Origin of the sequence: Paenibacillus alkaliterrae (genome assembly GCF_021532375.1) — a bacterium.
In the GTDB taxonomy this organism is placed as follows: Bacteria; Bacillota; Bacilli; order Paenibacillales; family Paenibacillaceae; genus Pristimantibacillus; species Pristimantibacillus alkaliterrae.
Genome location: NZ_JAKGAP010000091.1, coordinates 1 through 20,276, shown reverse-complemented (window position 1 = coordinate 20,276; position 20,276 = coordinate 1). Strand labels below are relative to the sequence as shown.

Genomic DNA, 20,276 nt, shown 5'->3' with positions numbered 1-20,276 from the left:
TTATTTTTATGGCTTCGACAAAGGTTCTGTTGAAGCATTGATTTCTGACTTAATCACCTATGATTTTCTATGACAAAGTTTTTGCAAGAGTCAAGTTTATTAGCTATAAAATAGCTGCCCCGTCTTTGCCGAATTAACGACGGCAAAGAATAGAAATGAAATTCGTAATAGGTAAATTATACCTTGACCCGTCGGTTGGTGACAATAGGATACTAATTGAAATGCCACGTAAACAGGAGTAGATTGTAATGAAACTAGGAAATGCCACACGGACGGGAGTAATCGAACTAAGTGTTGAGTAAGAATGAGCTTCATCCGTTAGACTCCCTTGGGTGTGGCATTATACTCCCTTCTATGTGATTATCCACACCCTTCCGCGTGGCATGGCTACTCCCAAATTTGTGATAGGACACTCCCTTTCGTGTGGCATTTCACTCCCTTATGCGTGGCACTAGCAGTTAATGGGGTTAATAATCATGCGGGATTGCAGCTATCTAAAACAGATTTAAACAATTAAAAACAAAAAACTAAAAAATAAGAAAAAAAATTAATATAAAAAAGATGTTTATGGCTTTAATTATTAACAACGTGGTTTAATATTAAAAGAACCCCTTACTCCCTTTCGTGTGGCATTGCATAAATCCAAGCATCGAACGATGCCCTTACGTGTGGCACTTCTATATTTTCTCAATTATGAGCAAAATCACGTTTAAAATAGCCTTAAACTCATCTATGTCGATACCTAATTCCCTTCTATGTGGCATTTAGCAGATAATCTCTAGATTTTTACTGCCACATGAAAAGGAGTAGAAATCCAACGTAAAGTCCAATATAGTTTTATATGAATCTATCATTAAGAGTGGAGGCAGCTTTATGGATCAAATGGAAATCGAATTAGATTTTGAAACCGATCGCATAGCCGACCACTATATCGTAACCGAATCCAATGCCCTTATCGAAGCTCGAACCAATCTCGATCTCTATGAGGAGCGCTTAATTTATATATTAGCATCACGGATCAATCCAGAGGACACACATTTCCGGACTTGTTTTTTCAGTGTGAAAAAGATTGCCGAAAAACTCGATCTAACAGAAAAGAACTTTTACAAACGGGTACGAGAAATCATCGATCGTCTGCAGCATAAGCAAGTCATCATCGAAGATCAGGCCACTAATTCAACACTAAAAGCCAACTGGCTTTCGGCTTCCCGGTACTATCACGGCAAAGGGATCATTGAACTGGAATTTTCGCAATTGCTCGGTCCCTACCTCTTGCAGTTAAAAAACAATTTTACGAATTATAAATTGTGGAACGTGCTCTACCTCAAAAGTTTTTACTCTTCCAAACTATATAAGCTGCTTAAGCAGTATCTTCCGCTCGGTAAAAGAAAATTTGCGTCACTATCTGAGTTGAAAGAAAAACTGGAGATCGAAGATGGCAAGTATACACTATACAGTCATTTAAAAAACCGAATTCTCTTGAACGCACAACGCGAGCTCGAGGAAAAAACAGACATTCGATTCACGATTGAAGAAATAAAAAATGGAAATAAAGTCGTCGGCGTAACCTTCCATATATACAACAATAATCGGGCACCTCGGATTGGCATAAATGATGCCGAATATATTGATAGTGAAACCGTATATGATTTGCTGGGCCGGTTTGAAATCAATAGAAAAACGGCGAATGAACTCCTATCTAATCATGGTGAAAACCATATTCGCGCTAATATCAAGTATGTGTATGAGAAGAAACGAAACGCAGAAATTGGCAGCCTTTCCGGATACATAATTAAGGCCATAAAAGAAAACTATGCCGCATCTGAAAAGGAATATACTCCTGAGGATGAGAAAGACCGAGGAACATCCATAGATCAGTTGAACATACGCATTAGGCAAACAGTATCGTTTTACGATCAATGCGTAACCGAGAAGGTAAAAACCTATCATGAAGCACAAAAGGAACTCGTTGAGCGAATCGTACGTGAATTTGAAACGACCAGTCAACGCCGTTCATCCCGTGATATGCGACCGTTAACTGAGGAAGATTTAGAACATCCTCTCGCACGAGAAGCATTTCTCCTACATATGTAAAAAAGGCTCCTTGGGAAAGTACCCCTGGAGCCTTTACTATAGTTCATATTCAGTTCTTTGGCGAAAACGCCATTAAGAAATAACAAATCCAATTTGTCCTGTTTGGTCAAGAGAGAATTTCATGTGATCGTTGTTCTCTTCCCGCTTAGGCGTTTCTTCTATCGCGTACCTCCTGAAAAATACCGAAGAGATTTCGTTAGCAAATGCGCGAATGACGCGCCCGCAAACGCTTTGTCCGATCATTTCGTAGATACGGTAGACAGGAATATGTGCAGGGAATTCAAACCACTCCGGTATCGAAAAGATACGTCGCAGCTCGCTTATCGTGAGAAATCGCCAGCTTTTCCGGTCGTCACTGAGCACATATGAATTGCTCGCACAATGTGAACGGTATCGACGCGGGATGCACTGTATTTCTGTGGCATTTTCGTCCACAAACGTCTTATCGATATTCCTCTCAGACCATGAATTGTTCTTCTCAGCCTTAGACTTAAAGCTGTCCATCCATCTATCAAGCGATTTCCATACGTGAACGGTTGATCGTGGATCCAGGAACTCCTTCAGACGTTTGTGGCGCACGGCCGGTGGCTTCGGAATACGGAACAAATCAAAGTCTTCTTTGTCCCTAAAGGATACCGCGTATGACCGGTCTCGGCGCGCTATACTGCCGAACGCATGACTCTCTAGCCGGATAGGACCGACCTGATATGGAAATTCATGCGAGAGCAGCTGCTGCAGATCGTTGTAGGCCGTCGATTGATAAAATTGTGGAACATTCTCATAAAAAATAACACGTGCCTCTGCAGCTTTTAAGATTTTATAAGTCCCAAGAATCAGGTTACTAAAATACCCTTGATTTAAATTACCTAAAGACGAAAATTCTGCACAATCTAACGATACAAAAGCAACATCCGCTTTCGCGACTGTATTGCAATCCCGCAAATCTCCATTGAACAAAAAGCTATAAGGAAAATTATGCTTCAGGACGCTTGCACTGTCTTCCTCGAGTTCAACCTCCATCGTTGCAGTATAGTAACTCGTGTCAACAAAAAGGGACGAGCCTATCCCGCTGCCTGCACAGATGGACAATAATCGCAGTCTTTCGTCTGCCGGCGATCCAAAAGTCTCCGATTCGAATAAGCGGAAACGAAGCGGGCGAACGATCACTTGTCCATAATCGCCGTTCCGATAAACACTGATCTCAATCTTGTCCTGGATGCATAAAACAGTAGAAAACTTTTCTCCACTCGCATCAACTAGAGGACGCGGCTGGCCGCTGACTCGATTAACCCGTGAAGAAACGCTCACTTCATGAACATCGCCTCCGTCATCGTAGGGACGATTTTGAACCATGATCGTCTTATCCTCTTCGTTTACACGAATGAAAAGATCGGTACCCGGCTTAAAATTCGCTGCCTCGCAGACAAGGTGCTGAAGCCACAGGCGAGGTTTTTCCCGTTTACTACTAACCGTATAAACCTTTTGAAGCAGAAGCCTTGTTTTCATTTTTGATTATCCCTAACACGGTTCGGGGGTATGCCCCCCGCTGCGCCGAGGGACTTCCTCCTTCCGATATTAGGAATTCTTATTGCCTTCATTGGCGTGAAGCAAGATTAGCCGCTGCTTCGGCTGCTTCCTTATTATTTCGTGCTCTCTTGGAAAGACGAATCACTGTTCTTTACAAACCATTTCCCGCGCTGCAGGTGGTTTATATTCAACTCACACCAATTGTTCTTTTGTACACGGTGTAGCGTATCCCATTCTACATAGACCGCCTCTCCGTGGACAAATAGTTCTATTGCTTCCAGTAGATCAATCTCCTGATAATTCGGTCCGAACTTGGAAGGCAGCGCAGGCTTCATTAAACGTAGGACGTCACGCTCCAGTTGATCGATCGTTTTTACCGAAAGCGTAAGAATATCGAATACCGAATATCCCCGAGCGTTTTGGCTATCTTTTTCAAACTGCCGTAATGCCCATGTAAGGGAGACGTTTTCGTTTCTCATTCGATTAGCCGCATATCCGCAAAGCTCGGCATAGGCACGATCTGCGTACCATTCGCTGTCAAGCATGGTGGATACCATGTAACGGAGATTGGTGCCGTACTTTGCATCCCACTCCCGGAAGCAGCCGGACATTGCGGCCTCCTCAATGCCAACGCCGATCGATTCCACTAGATCATCAAGATTATAGGCATCAAAATTCGAATGCTCAAGCAGGAAACTGATGAAGAATTCTGCTTCATTCTCCGGAACACCGTACCGTTCGCCCATGTTTCGAAGAACGGTAAGAAGTTCAATTTTGAATACCAACGTCCGGATCTGGGAATTTTCTGATCGTGCACCTGTTTCGTCTGGTTCGATGAAGATAACAGACAGCGTATCCGGTCCCCTACTGATACGTGCTTCCAGGAAGGAATACTCATCCGAATAAGGCCCTTTTACACTGTAGGAAACACCTTCCTTCAAATCCACGAAATGCAGGTTGGTGCTCAAGATGAAGCCCGTACCTCCGCAAAGACTACATCCTTCGCAAGCGCACTTACATACTATTGAATATTTCATACCAATTTCTCCTAATTACTCCCCGCTGCACCGGGGAGTGAAGATTTTCCCCAAGTGCAGAGGGTAAAGAGTAAACTTCATCAGAAAGCGGTTGTAAAAATAACCTGCCCCCACTATGCTGAGGTACTTTTCCAATAGTTTAATATCTAAGCATAAATCTAATCCGCAATCGCCCATGCGATGAAACTGGTGTCGTCGTTTTTCTGATAGACACTTATTTCACTGTTCATATGGCTTTCCTGCTCTACAATTCGCTTCAGAGCAAGGTCAATATCCCCTTCATTGCTTTCCGTTATGACTTTGGACATTACAATCGCAGCGTCCCACCGTTCCACCGGATCCGTACCACGCTCCCCTTGGGAGAGGACGACAGATGGAATATCGAATCCATGCTCAAATAGAATCATATTTTGAGCGAATTGCGCTGCCGTCATGCCGGCAGCCTGTAACTGCTCATCAGAAACACGAAGACGGAGAGTGATCTCAATCTCTTGTGCCATAACAATCCCGCTCCTCTGCCTGTTGGTGTAAAACAGTGATTCCCATTTCAATTGAACCGACTGCCTCTTGCGTCATCCCATAATCATGGATTGCCAGTTTAACAACCTGATCTTTGATACGACGATATTTAACATCGTTCGGATGACGAAGATGATCCTCAATTGCTTGAAGTAAGGTCGGGGCAAACGGATTAGGACCTAATATGTTAGCGTCAAAACCTTGTGGGAACGCGTAATACCTTCGTCCAGGCTGTACGACTTTGTTATAGTCTCTGATAAGTTGCTCAGCTGTGTCCGCAGGACGGGAACGGTAACACCAATAGCCTCCGTTCTCAAGCCGGCACCATATTGTCTTATACTCCAACGTAGTATTTTGCAGGATAGCATTCATGCCGCCTGCCTCCATTAACAAACTATTCATATCGATCACTCCTATAGCCCCCCCTGCACGGGAGCCGTATTGTTTAGGCTCCCGTGCAGGGGGAAATCAGCTATAAAGAAGCGAAACTATTTGAATTCATTTGAATTAACCTTTATAGCTCAAAAGGCGAATGCAAGTTGATCGGACGTTACGTTTCGGTTCGGGATGGCTGGGACGAGCTGGATCGGAACCTCCATCACGTCATATCCGTACACGTTTCCGGGCTTGGCGTACTACGGCGCATAGAAGTACATTTGAATTTTACAGAGCTTCACGGCAATGCCGGAAATATCCTGCCCATATCCGCGAAGGAAGTAGTTTGACGCTGGCAACAGCATGGCTCCGCATCCAACACAAGAATCCATTACCGTTTGCTGCTTCTTTTCCTCCTTGTCTCCGTCGCCGTGCGTCATTTCAACCATCATGCGGGTAACCTGGAACGGCGTCGGATAGTATCCGAGCCCCGCCTTATATCCCTTTCCGGTCTCGTCACATAATACCTGTGAGAGATAATCAGTCGGATTGTCGAGAACAAGGAATAAATCGAATTCCCGGTAGAAGTGTTCGTTAAGTTTCTCCGAGATACGGGGCTTCTCATCCGTTCCAGCTAATCCCCAAAGGAGCCAGTCCGAAAATTGATCGATCGTGGTTTCATGATGCGATAAGCAGTTGTCGAACATTTTCTTAGTCGCAAGCGCTCCCGTCGTACCAAAGTCGGTCCACTCGATTTGAGGGATAGGACCGCTCCCGGCAATCGTTCCCTTTTGCATAATATCCATCCAATAATTCCAGCGCCCCCATAACAGAGCATCATATGCAAACAAGAAGGGCAATAGCCACCCCCGTTTATCGAAGACTTCTGAATGGCTTTGCGGCATCCCCCCGATGGCCTCGGCATAACCTGCTATTTCATGCGACAGCCGAGAAAGTCTCTCTGGGGTGAAGCGGGTAATCCGGTATAAATGGCTTTTATCTTTCTCCTTGGTCATCAGTGATCGACCTTCCTATACCTCCCCCTCTGCACGGGGGAGTTTGACATTCCCCGTGCAGAGGGTAAAACTATCTGATTTTTATCAGCATGGACGAACCGACAACGAACGAGCATTGAGCCCGCAGCGTTCAGAGAGCTGGTACGCGTTGATGATTCCTTGGTCGGGAATCAGAAAATTGCTTCGTATGCCGTTCCTGTAGTCGTGCATGACAGGGGGGAGCGTAGCTTTAGCTCCCCCCTGTCAGATCCGGTTAACAATTACCCTGTTTTGCAGGATTCGTACAGGTCTATCATAACTGAATCGCCAATGACATTTGAATTGAAAATGATACGTAAGGCATCCGCTTCAGTACGGCCTTTTCCTACCATGTCGTCATAGACGAATTTCAGGTACTTGTCCTTCATCACAATCCGGCGCATCTGCTCTTCTTCGAAAACGAGTTCAACTTCCTGAATTCTACGCATGAAAACAGCTCCTTCTCTTCCTATTCTGAATGACAAGCCTATTCAAGCCGACGAACGTATACACGGATACCTGCCTGGTGCCCTAGAAGAGTATCACGCTTGCGGGTTCCCCGCGTTGCGTAATATTCAACCCGTTCGTTATTGCCGACCGTAACAGAGTTATCGGACCATACATGCAGGCTACCGGGATCGACGGCAAGTAGAGATGCTATTCATTCAGTTTCTCTTCTTCGTAAAATTTCATGTTTCAATTGCCTCCTCGTTGAGACTTCGAATTATCTCATCACACGCTGACTTCTACTTCAAAGCGCCACTTACCGGGTTTCGCTTCTTTGCCGCCAACCGGTAACACTTCCTGGACGCGGGATGGCTCGGATAACCGCTTAGTCGACTCATCCTGCCATAGGCGGGCGGGAATCACATGCACAAAGGAATTGAGTTTCATTGCCAATTCCTCCGCTTTCTTGCTCGCATCCCCTGCGGTGAGCGTAAATTCCTCGACTACTGGCGGGACTTCAATTCCGCTGTTATGACTGGCACGGAATTGAAGGCGTATGAGTTCAGGCGTCTCGTTGGTGATCCGGAAGCCGTTGACCAGTTTACCAGGAGCCTTCGGCACGACTTTGACCTTTTGGGCCTTGGTTGCCGCGGCAGATGGAACCGGCTTTTCTTCGCAAACAGATTTTATCCATTCAGTTATGCTGTTCCCGCCTCCGGCGTAAGTATCATCGCCGTAGGATCGGTTCAATCCATCCCTGAATTCCTTACGAGCCGCACTTTCGTTCATCCCATAGCCAATACCCGATCGTTGTTCTCTTCCCATTCAAATTGCCTCCTTTGGTATGTTCGCTGCAAATTACCACCAATTTCGATGCGACTTTAAATGTTCGGCATCCCCGTTTCGCGTACCGGAGACCGATTCCCTTTAACTTGTAGATGGAGCATCTGGTTTGAGCCGAATAAAACGGTTATCCCCGAAAAAAAACATGCTCATAGGAATATCCACGAACACCAGTTCCTTGCCTTTAGCCCGCTTCTGGATTCCGTTTTTACTGGAATACCAGGACGGTCGCACTGGAGGTCGGTTCAGTACAACACCCCGATTGCGAATCGCATACAATCGCACCTTTTAGCAGTGTGGCTAAAATAGCAATCATCATCTGCAGCATTACGAACATCCAGTAAAAGCTCACCGTTTCGGGAATAGAGAATCTAAGTCCCCTGTACACGAAATATCCAATTCGAATTTCCCCCTTTTTTGGTACAAAAAAAAGGAGACGCAAAAAAACATACGATTCCCGTATGTTTGAATGGTCTCCTATTTCGTACCTATGTTTAATCGCTGTAAAGCGGCTCCTTCCCTGCATGAACAATATGTACTGCAAGGAAAATTAAGTATATCGGAATGACTATAGTATACCATCTCGGTTGCTTTTAATAAACATCAACCTTCGTATACATCACCAACTCCATTTACCGAATTCGGAGTCGTAGTTACACTTTAATCCCGCCTGATTGATAAAGCACTGGAATGATTCGTTGGAATGCTGCTTCCATCTCTGGGACATTCGAATATCTTTTATTAAGGTCGGCATCAATTCCAAGACTCAAAAATTCATAAATCGCATCATCTGTTGAGTGAAGACCATTTTTCTTCCCAGTGAGGATGAAGTTGATCACAAAGGAAAGAGCATATATGTCATGTCTACGCTCATAATTTTCAAAACCGGTAACGGCTAAGCTAGGGTCGTTTAGAACTCCCTTGATCACTGTACCCTGCCTTGTGAGGTTTCTATTGGGGTCTTTTGCTAATCCAAAATCAGCCACCTTAATAAAAGTAGTACCATCCTCATGATGTTTTATTAAAATATTGGAATATGATATGTCGCGATGTAAAAGATTTTCATTGTGGATGTATTCAAAAGCCCGGAAGAGTTGAGAAACCAAACGGATCCGTGACTTCATAGGGAGACGGTCGTTCATTCTTGTAATATGCCTGTCTAACGTTTCATCCGCACATTCCATGGTAAATTCCATCTTTTCCTCGTTATATTCAAACGCCTTGATGATAAAGGGAGAATCTAGTTTTTTTAGATCATTAAATTCATTCCGGAAACGGGTGTATTCTTCTGGAGTCATGTTTTTTTTAGCCCTCTTCACAATCACCGGAAGGTTATACTTTTCATCTAAGTATTTATAGACATGAGCATACGAGCCCTCCCCAGCATAAAGTAAGGGGTATACAACGGTTGGCAAACCAGGCACAGAAACGGATTCAAGTAGGTGAAATATAGGCTTATGATCGATAAGCTCAATAACCTGCAGGTCGTCAGGTATCCCACTACCATAAGATGAACTAAGAAACGTCTTACATTGCTTCAAAACCGCTTCGTAAGAATCGTCAAGTTTAAAATGATAGGACGTATCTTTTAGATTGGACTCTAAAACTTGCACTACATCAATAATCGTTTTAAGCTTTCGGCTCTCTTCTGCATTGTAATGTCCATTGTGTTTCGAATACATAAATCCAAGCAGAGAGTTCAATTCATTATGTATCAATGAAAATAAGGCTTTCTGATCTTTATTAGGTACTAGTCGATATAAGTCTTCAAGAATTCGTGTATTGTCATTACTAAATATTTGTGTAAGTTGATTCAGTTTTCTTTGTAATAATATAATTGATTCGTCTGCAAGTGAATTAAACAATTCTATCAACTCCATTTAATTAATTTAGTTATTCCTCGGATAAATCCGTTGATTTGCTAACACTGCTTATAGAAATGTAGTCAAACTAATACATTTTTTCCAAGCCTTCTACGTTATTTTTTCAGTCTAATACTTTAATTTTCAGTCTACAACATTTTTTTAGTGGATAATACGACCATTGGAACTCGGATAAACTGAACAAATAAACAAAAAAACCGCCGCAGCCGAAGCCGAGGCGGTTTACCTTACTTTATGCGAACGAAGGTTTCTTATCGATTACCTTGCCACTATAGACCTTTACGTATTCCTTGTCTGTGCCTTCAACGGATGGACCGGTGAATACAACTCCAATGCTGGAATCACGCTTATTTCCATTACTCGCGGAGATCACAAAGCGATTAGTCCCTCGCACCGTACGATGGCGGACGCGGCCAGACCCGAAGGCACGAACCGTAGGTTTTCTTCCATTTTTCTTCATTTCGAATCCCCTCCAACCAAAGCTTTAATGGTATTTAGGAGCTCAGCGTTAATCCCGATGATCTCTTCAAAGTGTACATCGGATAAAACTCTATTACCCGAAATGTGTACGGAAAGAACATACTCCTTATCTAAAGGATAGCACAAGATATACACCTCTTCAATTCCCCGGCGCAGGAAAAACTCAAATTCTCCTGTATTGAAGGCGTCCACGACGTAGATTTTTTGATCTCCAGCTGCTTTTCCTTCGTTATCGTTGAGTTTGTAGGTTCTTCCACGGCCTACGTTTCCACCAACCTGATGGATATTCTCATCATCAATTTTTTTCCAAATTGCCGCACCGGTTGTAATAAAATCACGAGGTGGCAAGAAGGAGTTGCGAATCGCCTCAGAAAAAGCGGTGTAACGTTCCATAGGATTCGTCACGGTTACATTTCTAGTGTACTCCCAAAAAAAGCGGAGGATGCTCTGCTTCCGATCGATGACGGCCTGCTTTTCTTCCAGAAGTCTTATCGGGTCCTGAAACAATTGCTCCTGCTTAATGGCTTTCATTATTTCGCCACAAGCAGTATCAACCGCTGCCGCGTACTTGCCATCAGTGCGTTGTCCATAACTGAGCAACGTAAGTCCTGCCAAGTCCGAAAGCAAATGAAATTCAGAGACATTCGTTCCTTGAATCAAATCGTCCCGCTCCGGAAGATCCCGTGGGATGATGCAGAATACACGCCGTCTCCCTAGTCTCCCCCAAAACAAGCCTGTTTCAAATACGGTATTGTCCCGGGTGATGAAAACCGGCTTTTTCCTTATCATGGCTACATCATCACCAGCGAATACGAAAATGCCGAAATCGTTTGCATTTAGCTCTTTTTCAAGTGCTTCCATTGTGTAATCATTGGCTCCGAAGGTTCCGGCATACCAAGGATTCACTTGCGCCACGTATTCAAGCTGAGCGCTCACTGCACGGGCGTAATCAATCGCTTCCCGTGAACAGCCGATAAAGACGTTCGGCTTACGAATGGTTGTCGTCAAGGCTCTGATCTCCTTCTAGGGTATGATAATTCCAATTGTTTATAAGTATACAGGCATCCCTCATTACGGGGAAGGCCTGTCCAACACCATTATCCTGATCAGCCTAATACCGCACCAAAAGCAGGCGGCATCAGACCGAAATCCATTTGAATATCCGCATATCGATCCTCGAGCGCCGCAAGCGTCCGTACGTTAAAGCCGAGCGCTTCTTCGCTTGTCATACCGGCAGGAGCCTTCACGTCACCCGTTATGGAAATGAGCGTTCGGAAGATTCTGCCGTTCAGCCATGAGCTCGCATCAGCAGAAAACCATGGGTACCGCATCAGCAGATGGGTCGTGCCAAGGCCGAGTGCATGGAAGTTTGCACGGTCACCGAAGCGATTGAAAATCTCCGCAAACACTTCCGCCCGCCGGCTCCGACTGACCAACACCGAACCGCCGATGGCAATGACTTCATGATCCTCACCAATCATTTCCTCAAGCACGTCGAGTGAATTCTGGACATGGAAGATGGGGATAGGCTTTCGCCCGACGGCCCGCTCCAAGAACAGCGTATTTCTCCGCGTAGTCTCGGGATCGCCGATAATATCCAGTGTCAAATACTGAAAGATGATATCGGAATGACGGGTCACGAACTCAGCATAAGCATCAAGATCGATTGGTTTTATGAATTTCCCCTTCTGTTCTGCTTCAGCGATGGTCTTAGCGCCCGGATCCAGGATTACGCATTTGTAATCAAAACCCAGCTGCTGCAGGTTCAATTTCCAGCTGTCCGTAAGGTCTGAACGAATATTAACGAAATTGAGCAAAATGAAGGTTCCCCCATTCTGCTTCACAATTCGCACATCATCCTTTGCCTTGCTGACTCCACTGAAAATATACCGCAGGCCACGCAGGCTGAGCCGAACAGCCCCCGTCTTCGTCTCTGAAACCCTGCAAATATCGATCATGATCGTTTTGATTAACCCGGCAAGCGCGCTCGAGAACGAATTGATCTTGATCAGCGCTTTTAGAGTCGTCACACGGCGATAAAAGAGAAAGGCAAGCGCCCGCCGTAAGCTTGATCGTGGGATGCGATTAGGACGTTTGCTCTTTTCAGTGGTTACATAAATGAAATCCGAAGTAACTTTCTGAATGATATTCGGGCGCTTCCCCTTTACAGTATGAAAGGTGTACCCTACCTTCCCGAATTTTCGGAAGAATGCCCGCTCCTTATTTTCTGCCTTCGATTTGAAATGGGGGTTCATATGAAGCCCCCATTCAACACGGACCGTCTTGGATAGCTCATATATGCGCTCGTGCAACCAGGCGGGAAAATCCGCCGATGGTTACAGCGGAGCTTCCCTCCTTGGTTATATAAAATACCTTCTTTGGAATTCCTATTGAACGAGTGAATAGGGGAACAGGTGAGCTGCAGATTCCTCGAATTGAGGCTTGCATCGGGTCCGGCTGGCCGCACGGCGCTTCTCAATGAGTACCACGACGTCCTGCCCTCCCGACTTGGAGTATAGATCGCCCCATTTATGGCTGACCAGGTATTGCTTCTCCCAATACTGCCGGAGCGTTTCCGCCTCCCAAATGCCCACTTGTTTCGCATGTTCACACTCATAGTTCAGGTAACACCAACCGCCATTCTCCCGGCCACCAAAGGCGCGAGTCACTGTGTAGACATTCACCCATACGCCAAGACCGAAAAGGCTTGTCGCAAAATGCCAAGGCCATGAAATAGCATCGACGCAGCGGTAAAAGATAGGCATCCGGGGTGGATGAAGATGATGAATATCCGGGATCTTCGGCGCCGATGAAACCGAGATCGGTTCAATAGGCAATGGCGTCGACGTTGCTGTAACCTGTTGTTCCACCATTTTCTCCAAAACCTCAAACAAATCGATTTGCTCAACCTTCAGCATGCGGTCAGTCTCCTTTCATCTAGAGAAGCGGCCTGCATCCGAACTGAAGTCGGTTCGATACCACGCATACTTATCGACCTCCTCGAAGTCACGTTCGGTCAAGCCGGCTGAAACAGGTGGCAGTCCGAGCCGGCAGAGCGCTTCGCCGCGGCCGAAGAATTTAATATAGTTCGTCCAAACAGCTGCAATCTGCGGATCTAATCGATTATCTGCTTTCGCCTGTTCATACCCGGCCCGAGTCCACAACTGGTTTTCCCGGTCCGCACGAAACTGGTCGCCATACAGCTTTGTAAATCTGGCACCCATCCATTTGCCTTTGCGGAGATCGTAGAGATCGATCACGCTGTACCATTCCTTCGTATCCGTTCGATAGTAAAGGACAAAGTGGCTTATATGCTCTATCTCCTTATGCTCCTCATAGTTCACGAGAAGGACGTTCTCCGGAATGACCTTCATCACTTCCGGAGGAATCCGTTTGGCAAGGTGGTCGTCGAATGCGGGCGTGTACGTCTTGGGCGTTACCGGAGAGCCATAAATGTCTCGGCTAATCAATCCATTCACCTTCACGCACCAGAGACGCACGATTACCTCATAGAGCTCATCTCTGCACGTATCGTCCGAAATGCCTTTCTCCTTCCACTCCTTATGACACCTGTTTCCTTGATTGATCAATTCCCGAATCTCCCGCTCCGCTCGAAGATCACCGCCATAACCTGCATGGTTTCGTTGGTGAGTGCCTAACGATTGGAATTCGTTATAGAAGACATCGACGGATATGGTTTCCTTATCTTTCATGCCAGGGACGTCAAATAACGCGAGCTGCACCGCCATGGTTACTTCCTCCCCGTGATGGGATATTCCATGGGAACTTTCTGATGAACATCACGGATATAATCGGCGAATACCCAGCGGCCGTTTTTCTTCCGGTAATGCGCTATGTTTCGGAGAATCAGGAAGTCCATCATCAGACGATGGCCGATTATAAATAATCGGCTGCCTGGAACGATCTTCCCTTCCTCCGCCCTTGTTACGGATTGAAAAAGAAGTGTTTGTGCAACAAGAATAGTGTCCGGATAGCCTGCTTCAAATTTCTGGATCGCATCGAGTAAGAACCGTCGGAATTGAATTTTGCCGAGGTTGTAATAACCGAGATACGGAAGAAAGTGCAGGACATAGGTGCCGTCTTTTCGCCGACTCACGATGAAATACCGATTAAGGTATCGGCCCCTGCACTTCGCTTGTAAGCAAAGGCTCAAGGTCATCAATGGAAGTAAAATAGCGATGCAGATAGGAAACAGGATGATCGTAAAAACAATCGTTATGAATAGCACCAAAAAGGTTGTCATATGAATACCTCCATTGTTGAAATGAGAGGGATCAGTCATGTTGCCATGAAATGAATATCACCAAGGCACACCAATACGACAATCCCTAAACCATTCGAATTTCCTCCTCGGTGAATAAAAAGAGGAGACGGCACCTTGCTTGCCATCTCCCCTATTACCCCCGTCTCTACGCAACGATTTCACTTCGAAGATCAGCCTTTTTGACGACTTCGGCCACAAAATATTGTGTACCTGGTTCGTCAAAAGCCTCGATCGATTCCGCGTTGTCGATATAAACCGGATAAGTCTTGTTCTGCACCCGGTTCAACAGACCTGCAAGCTCGATCGAGCAACGAATTTTCTCGGAATTCGACAGCGAGCTGTATGCGGTTTGCTCTTCTCCGTAGGTAATGCTGAAGTCGAGCATCATTTCGCCGGTGGTTCCGGAATACTTGAACAACTGGATTTTAGCCAGGTTCATGAAGGAATTCACGTAAGCGACCTGCATTTCCACATACTGAAGCATGAAGTTTTTGAGGGATTGAATACTCACCTTCTTCTCTTCCGCTTCGGATACTGTTTCTCCGTAGATTTCGTGCTGCTCATCCAAGTCCTTCGCCATTTTAAGCTTTGCAGCACGTCCGTTCACAATGGCAGTAAGACTTTCGATCTCGGCCTGTTTCTCCGCGATCGTCCGGCCCCTCTCTTCTTGGAACGCACGCATGGCTTCCTTGTTATCGTTGGTCCTCCTATCGATCTCCGCTGCCAGTTGAATCCCCTCTTGCTTGATAGCCTCGCATTGCTGTTGAAGCTCGATCATGCTCGTTCTCCGATTTGAGAATTCAGCTTGCGCTTCCGCTTCGGTGTGCGCATGACGGCACGCCGGGCATTGGTCGCCAGCCTTCGGAAGAGGTTCACTCTTTAGCAGTTTGAATTTCTTATATCGCTCGTCAAACATAAAGCGAAGCTCGGCTTGTCGTCCCAGGAGCGGGCTGAGGTCATGCTGGTCGACCTGATCGCCTCCGGCAATGAACAGGGTGAATTCCTCCTTCAAGGTATTCAGGTACTGCACATCCTCCTCCACAATCCGCATCGGGACGTCGAGCATGCTTTGAATCCGAAGGTAATCAATCTTCCCCTGGATGTTCTTGAGTGATTTCTCCAATTCGTTGATTTCGCTGCGAAGGTTTTTCAGCGTAAGGTCTGGATTGATCATGTCTAGCAATTCAATCCGCACCTGATCTTCTTCATCCAGCTTGGCCAGTACGTCAGCATGATTGAGTTTGGGCAGCATCGACACTAGCAAGTTACGTGCATTAGTCGGCTCCGTGATCGCAATCGTACCGAAATAGCCAGGGACAAAAATGCTGAGAAAGAGCTCCATCGGACCCAGCAAGCCGTCAAAGTCGTACTGTTTGGCGTCATGCCCGTTTAGATACAAGGAAGTGACCTTCCCTTTGCGGATCCTGCAGAAGTCGTATCGGGTGAGTGTGCCGTCACTTGAAGGCATCTCTACACCGATAACTACTTTCGTTTCTTTGGCGCCAGCGTTCTTCAGACGGTCGAAAATGTCTTTCGTTCGCCCGGAGAGGTCGCAGCCGTAGAAACACCAGGCTATCGCTTCGGAGATCGTCGTCTTCCCTTTACCGTTACCACCGCTGATCCGGTTGATTCGGCCGAAGTCGAATGACCGTTTCGTCCGGTGCAGCTTGAAACCGGAGATCTCTGCATCAACGATTTGCATTTTAATTACCTCCCCGAGGAACGTAATGTCCTGTTTCCCGAAGACTTACATAATTGTTGTCAGCAATAATCACATGATCCAGTAACTCAATTCCGATAATCTCACCTGCTTCTGCAATTCGCCGAGTAAGGGAAATGTCTTCTGGAGAAGGTGTAGGATCACCCGAAGGGTGATTGTGGCATGCAATTATCGAAGCCGCTCCCCGGCGAATAGCTGCTTTAAATACCTCCCTGGGATGAACCAATGCGCTATTCAGGGTGCCGATGGATATGGTTTCCTGACCTATCACAACATTCTTCGTATTAAGGAATACTGCAACGAAGTGTTCTTTATCATAAAACTTCAGGTCATATATCAATTCCTGAATGTCTTTTGGAGTACGGATTACCCATTTATCGGAGATAACCATTCTACCGATTCGTCGCGCCATTTCAAATACCGCCAACAAATGAAAGCTTTGCTTTTCATTAAGTCCAAATAACGTTGAAAGTTCGTATTCGGATAGAGATGCTAGATAAGGCAGCCCTTTTTGAAGAATGTCATCCACTGTCAAGGACAAGGACTTATCCCGCATAAGAGGCTCCAAAATCATAATTAGCAATTCTTTATTGGATAGCGTACCGGCGTTGCAAGTCAGAAAGAAATTGTCCCTAACTTCCTTAACGGCAGATTTGTTCAGCACCGCAAGATTACTATACATACCAATTACCTCCTGGGATTCGTAATATGAAAAAAGGGGCGCAGCGCACCCCCAATGTTCCAACGACTACTTCCGTGAGCTGAGCTGACCGATAACGGTGCACTGCTTCAGAGTTTCGCGTTTCTTCGTCAATCGGGAACATTTCATCATCAAAAGCATTTGTTGTTTACTCATACTAATTCGCCCATACCACGCCCGGGGAAGCCCCGGTGCCAAATGGCAGTGGGCTTCCTCCCTACATCATGGTTTTTTGTGAAACCTTCCAATTACCTCCAACTTCTTGCCTGTGTTGCATTCGATCGCAGCCGCCGGTTAACCGGCGGCGTTAATATCGAATTGAATCTGAGCGTTCGGCCGAGTATGCCCGAGCAAATTATGCTTCAGGTCCTCGAGCCAAACCGAAAATCGGTGATGCTGGATCGCCTTCTTTACATCCTTGCACCGGACTTCAAAATGATAGATGCCCGGCTTTATGGGAAAGAAAGAATAGCGGTTCTGCTTCTCCTCTTTCGTCCAGATTTGCGGTGACGACTCCTGGAATCCATAAAGAGAATGGAATTCCTCAACATGGACGACAGCCTGCATCCAGTAAACGGTTGTTGGCTCGTACTGGCTGACTGTATAGAACCATTCGGCTAGCAATCGCTCAAAACCGCTCTTATCGGTGTTTCCGTCTGCTTGCTGCCAACGGATCCAAAAGAACGATCGTTCCTTATTGCTAATGCCCGGCCTATATTCCACCTGCAGAAGATGATCGCCGATGGAGCGGGTCCAGTGATTGTGCTTCTTGGCATCCGGGTGAAGCTTCAGTTGTTCAAAAGCATCCAATATACCGTCAAGCGGTAAATCGAGCCTCCATTTGAAAGCAACATATTGCAGCTTCATAGGCTCACGCCCCTAACTTGATACCCTGGGCGATAGTCGTGCCAAGAGGAAGCAAACCCCGATAGTTCTTCCCAGCCGCCAAAATGACAGCGTCGCTTGCCTCAAATCCTTCCTCCTGCAGCTGTTCGTTTATCAGTGAACCCCATATAAGCAGTTCAGCAGGAGTGAGATCGAGAACACTCGCGGGAACAAGATAGGTACCCACTTCAACTTTGACCAAACCTTCGCCAGTCAGGGAATACACCGTTTCGCCGTAATTCTTCGCGAGCTCCAAGTTCTCACCCATGCGCGCTTCGAATCCGCCAAGATTGAGCAGGAGACATACCTTCTTTTGTTCATGTTTCATTCCAATTACCGCCCTTCGGTTCAGTTTTGTCATGCCGGTACTGCGAAGACCCCGATTTTGAGGGGGACGTCGTGCTTGATAAAGAGAGCGAGCAGCGACTTTTCGTAGAAATCAGCATCCTCATCCGTAAGCTGTTTGCCGCGACTGCCGACGATAACGGCGATAGGCTGGCTCTTGACCACATCAAAGAAAATGGTTTCCTTCCGGCCGTCCCGCTCCACGAAAGCACATCCACCGCATACCATGCTTTGGTTGAGCTGAATCGAAACCTGTTTGATCATGCGAATTACCTCCTAATTTGGGCATAAAAAAAGAAGACGCCAGAGACGCCTTCTAATTACCATCCAATATGATGTTATTAAGCCGTATCCTACGCGGGAGATACGTTTTTAGAAACGAAGTCCTGAATAGAAAATTTACCTTTCAGGTCTTTAAGCGAAACCTCGACTTTGCCGACGATGTTCAGATTCGCGAGATGTTTTGCATATCCCGCTATCATTGCACCATCGCCTAACAAGATTTGCTGTCCCTCTTCGCAGCCACATACTTCAGCAGGCACATCGGTAACGACCAACACGCCGCCGTCATAAGGGCGTTCGCTCTTAATGAACATAGTTTGAATCTCTCCTCTACAACGGTCACAGCGAGACATAAACATCCCTCCTATGACTTAATTTTATCATGGGTTTTGAATTACTCCAAACAATTGCTACGAATTAACCGAAGACTAAATGATCGACTACAATCCAAGTACCGATGATCCAAGCAATCAGTATGAGAGCCTGTACACGGTCGCATTTTTTTGTTGGCATCCTTCTCCACCATCCTCAAAAAATAGAATTATAAATTGCCTCCCGTCGGAATGTATTTCGTGTAGCGGGCGCGATCGGCGGGGAAAACTGTTTTGACGATAAACCGGGTACCGGTCTTCATCAGTACAACAACCACGCAATAATCACCCGATACAGCAGGTCCGACAACGATGCGTTCAGGTTCAGGGTTACGTCCCTTTTTAGAGCCTTCTCGTCCATTTTCGCCACTATCATAGCCCTCAACGATCTGTCCATTGGAAATTGCCCACAGGATATCCAGTTCGTTAAACACGCGATCCGCATAAGTATCATTGTTATAACGGTCGTTGATGTAATGAGGAGAGATCGTGGTTTGATAGCCGTCCTGTCTGTTAACGCCCTTGCGGATACACTCCAGTTCTTGTGACCAGTATTTTTTCATGTGATCCACGTGCTTATTACCTCCTTTGCCAGATAGTAGACAAAAAAATAGCCCGAATGCTAAAAAAGGCACGTCCAAATAAAGAGATTGGACTGCACTTTCTGCTTCATGGCTACACTGCTTATTGTTGCTGTAAAGCAACGCTCCTTCTCCGCTGAATGAGAGACGGCGGAGATAATTAATGTTTATTCGTAATACCCTTAGTATATCGGAAATACTGGGGACGAGCAATAGAAAAGGTATTAGGTGACATTGGCGCAACTGATTTTTTCTGTAGAGGCTGAAAGACAGTTTCGTATGTTCGAAGAAAATAAAGTATTAGACTCGAGTTGTTGATTTGACGCGATTTTCGATTTAGAAAGACATTAGCTTTTGAAAAATAAGTATTAGACTGAAAACCCCAATGAGGCACTCCACTAAGAGAAATCTGAAAATAAAGTATTAGACTGATAATTTTAACCTCATGGTTTAGTTACGACAGTATTGTAAACACTCTAATTAAGGGGTGACGCCATGATTGATTACCATTGGAGAGCCTATTTCCGTAAAGCGAGCAAAGGCGATCCAGAAGAAGAAAAACGGCTAATCGACTATTTCAAAACTCACAATACCTTGCCGCCAACCGAATCTTACGTGGAAGAAAATTTGCATGGCAAAAATCTAAAAGAACAATCGGAGGTCCGGCCATAAAGCCGGGCTTTTTTCTGCCCGTTAGAGCCGACAGTCTACAACTTTATTTTCTTCTGACAGAAGATTGATGGTATGGTCATCGTTACTGAGAGCGTAAATAACTTGATTCTTGCAAAAATAATAATCTGAACTTAAAACAGACAGACTGGTAGTGTTAGCGGTCTTAAGGGTGTTATGAGATCATCTTCAGATCTCG

At 45.7% G+C, this 20,276-nt stretch carries 23 protein-coding genes; 2 read left to right on the top strand and 21 right to left on the bottom strand.

The genetic code is table 11. The features are described from left to right. Window positions 1-873: 873 nt before the first annotated feature. Complete coding sequence (locus L1N85_RS24655; protein WP_235241677.1) at window positions 874-2,094, top strand: replication initiation protein; 1,221 nt, start codon at window positions 874-876, stop codon at window positions 2,092-2,094. 72 nt (window positions 2,095-2,166) lie between these two features. Here the strand turns inward: L1N85_RS24655 and L1N85_RS24650 are convergent, their stop codons facing one another. From L1N85_RS24650 to L1N85_RS24550, 21 genes are all read right to left on the bottom strand, one after another. Further along, window positions 2,167-3,600, bottom strand: coding sequence for a DNA cytosine methyltransferase (locus tag L1N85_RS24650; protein WP_235241676.1), 1,434 nt, complete (start codon window positions 3,598-3,600; stop codon window positions 2,167-2,169). Between the two features lie 134 nt (window positions 3,601-3,734). After that, window positions 3,735-4,589 (bottom strand): hypothetical protein, encoded by an 855-nt coding sequence (locus L1N85_RS24645; protein WP_235241675.1) that lies wholly within the window; start codon window positions 4,587-4,589, stop codon window positions 3,735-3,737. A gap of 227 nt (window positions 4,590-4,816) precedes the next feature. Then, entirely contained in the window at window positions 4,817-5,158 is a 342-nt protein-coding gene (locus L1N85_RS24640; RefSeq protein ID WP_235241674.1) for a hypothetical protein, read from the bottom strand. Further along, the gene (locus L1N85_RS24635; RefSeq protein WP_235241673.1) at window positions 5,142-5,579 is read right to left on the bottom strand and encodes a hypothetical protein; all 438 of its coding nucleotides are present in this window, start codon (window positions 5,577-5,579) and stop codon (window positions 5,142-5,144) included. Before L1N85_RS24635 ends, L1N85_RS24640 begins: the two co-directional genes overlap by 17 nt. Before the next feature lie 233 nt (window positions 5,580-5,812). After that, window positions 5,813-6,568: an N-6 DNA methylase gene (locus tag L1N85_RS24630; RefSeq protein ID WP_235241672.1), complete on the bottom strand. Its 756-nt coding sequence runs from the start codon at window positions 6,566-6,568 to the stop codon at window positions 5,813-5,815. Window positions 6,569-6,828: 260 nt separating this feature from the next. Next, window positions 6,829-7,035 (bottom strand): hypothetical protein, encoded by a 207-nt coding sequence (locus L1N85_RS24625; protein WP_235241671.1) that lies wholly within the window; start codon window positions 7,033-7,035, stop codon window positions 6,829-6,831. A 283-nt stretch (window positions 7,036-7,318) separates the two neighbouring features. Continuing rightward, window positions 7,319-7,858, bottom strand: a complete 540-nt coding sequence (locus L1N85_RS24620; protein WP_235241670.1) for a hypothetical protein — start codon at window positions 7,856-7,858, stop codon at window positions 7,319-7,321. A gap of 671 nt (window positions 7,859-8,529) precedes the next feature. Beyond that, entirely contained in the window at window positions 8,530-9,741 is a 1,212-nt protein-coding gene (locus L1N85_RS24615) for a protein kinase family protein (protein ID WP_235241669.1), read from the bottom strand. Between the two features lie 250 nt (window positions 9,742-9,991). Beyond that, on the bottom strand, window positions 9,992-10,219 hold the full coding sequence (locus tag L1N85_RS24610) for a hypothetical protein (protein WP_235241668.1): 228 nt from the start codon (window positions 10,217-10,219) through the stop codon (window positions 9,992-9,994). After that, window positions 10,216-11,247 (bottom strand): TIR domain-containing protein, encoded by a 1,032-nt coding sequence (locus L1N85_RS24605; RefSeq protein WP_235241667.1) that lies wholly within the window; start codon window positions 11,245-11,247, stop codon window positions 10,216-10,218. Before L1N85_RS24605 ends, L1N85_RS24610 begins: the two co-directional genes overlap by 4 nt. 98 nt (window positions 11,248-11,345) lie before the next feature. Beyond that, window positions 11,346-12,494: a hypothetical protein gene (locus L1N85_RS24600; protein WP_235241666.1), complete on the bottom strand. Its 1,149-nt coding sequence runs from the start codon at window positions 12,492-12,494 to the stop codon at window positions 11,346-11,348. Window positions 12,495-12,626: 132 nt separating this feature from the next. Further along, window positions 12,627-13,157, bottom strand: coding sequence for a hypothetical protein (locus L1N85_RS24595; RefSeq protein WP_235241665.1), 531 nt, complete (start codon window positions 13,155-13,157; stop codon window positions 12,627-12,629). 15 nt (window positions 13,158-13,172) lie between these two features. After that, window positions 13,173-13,988, bottom strand: coding sequence for a hypothetical protein (locus L1N85_RS24590; RefSeq protein ID WP_235241664.1), 816 nt, complete (start codon window positions 13,986-13,988; stop codon window positions 13,173-13,175). 2 nt (window positions 13,989-13,990) lie between these two features. Continuing rightward, window positions 13,991-14,503 carry a hypothetical protein gene (locus L1N85_RS24585; protein WP_235241663.1) on the bottom strand — a complete coding sequence of 171 codons (513 nt, stop codon included), beginning with the start codon at window positions 14,501-14,503 and terminating at the stop codon, window positions 13,991-13,993. A 166-nt stretch (window positions 14,504-14,669) separates the two neighbouring features. Then, window positions 14,670-16,226, bottom strand: a complete 1,557-nt coding sequence (locus tag L1N85_RS24580) for an AAA family ATPase (protein ID WP_235241662.1) — start codon at window positions 16,224-16,226, stop codon at window positions 14,670-14,672. A 1-nt stretch (window position 16,227) separates the two neighbouring features. After that, window positions 16,228-16,926: a RadC family protein gene (radC, locus tag L1N85_RS24575; protein ID WP_235241661.1), complete on the bottom strand. Its 699-nt coding sequence runs from the start codon at window positions 16,924-16,926 to the stop codon at window positions 16,228-16,230. 312 nt (window positions 16,927-17,238) lie between these two features. Then, window positions 17,239-17,811 carry a hypothetical protein gene (locus tag L1N85_RS24570; protein WP_235241660.1) on the bottom strand — a complete coding sequence of 191 codons (573 nt, stop codon included), beginning with the start codon at window positions 17,809-17,811 and terminating at the stop codon, window positions 17,239-17,241. Between the two features lie 4 nt (window positions 17,812-17,815). After that, window positions 17,816-18,157 (bottom strand): hypothetical protein, encoded by a 342-nt coding sequence (locus L1N85_RS24565; protein ID WP_235241659.1) that lies wholly within the window; start codon window positions 18,155-18,157, stop codon window positions 17,816-17,818. Window positions 18,158-18,186: 29 nt separating this feature from the next. Further along, window positions 18,187-18,438 (bottom strand): hypothetical protein, encoded by a 252-nt coding sequence (locus L1N85_RS24560; RefSeq protein ID WP_235241658.1) that lies wholly within the window; start codon window positions 18,436-18,438, stop codon window positions 18,187-18,189. Window positions 18,439-18,527: 89 nt separating this feature from the next. After that, on the bottom strand, window positions 18,528-18,770 hold the full coding sequence (locus L1N85_RS24555; protein ID WP_235241657.1) for a hypothetical protein: 243 nt from the start codon (window positions 18,768-18,770) through the stop codon (window positions 18,528-18,530). Between the two features lie 227 nt (window positions 18,771-18,997). Next, the gene (locus L1N85_RS24550) at window positions 18,998-19,390 is read right to left on the bottom strand and encodes a DUF4258 domain-containing protein (RefSeq protein ID WP_235241678.1); all 393 of its coding nucleotides are present in this window, start codon (window positions 19,388-19,390) and stop codon (window positions 18,998-19,000) included. A gap of 513 nt (window positions 19,391-19,903) precedes the next feature. Between L1N85_RS24550 and L1N85_RS24545 the strand changes: the two genes are divergently transcribed. After that, window positions 19,904-20,080, top strand: a complete 177-nt coding sequence (locus tag L1N85_RS24545; RefSeq protein ID WP_235241656.1) for a hypothetical protein — start codon at window positions 19,904-19,906, stop codon at window positions 20,078-20,080. Window positions 20,081-20,276: the final 196 nt, after the last annotated feature.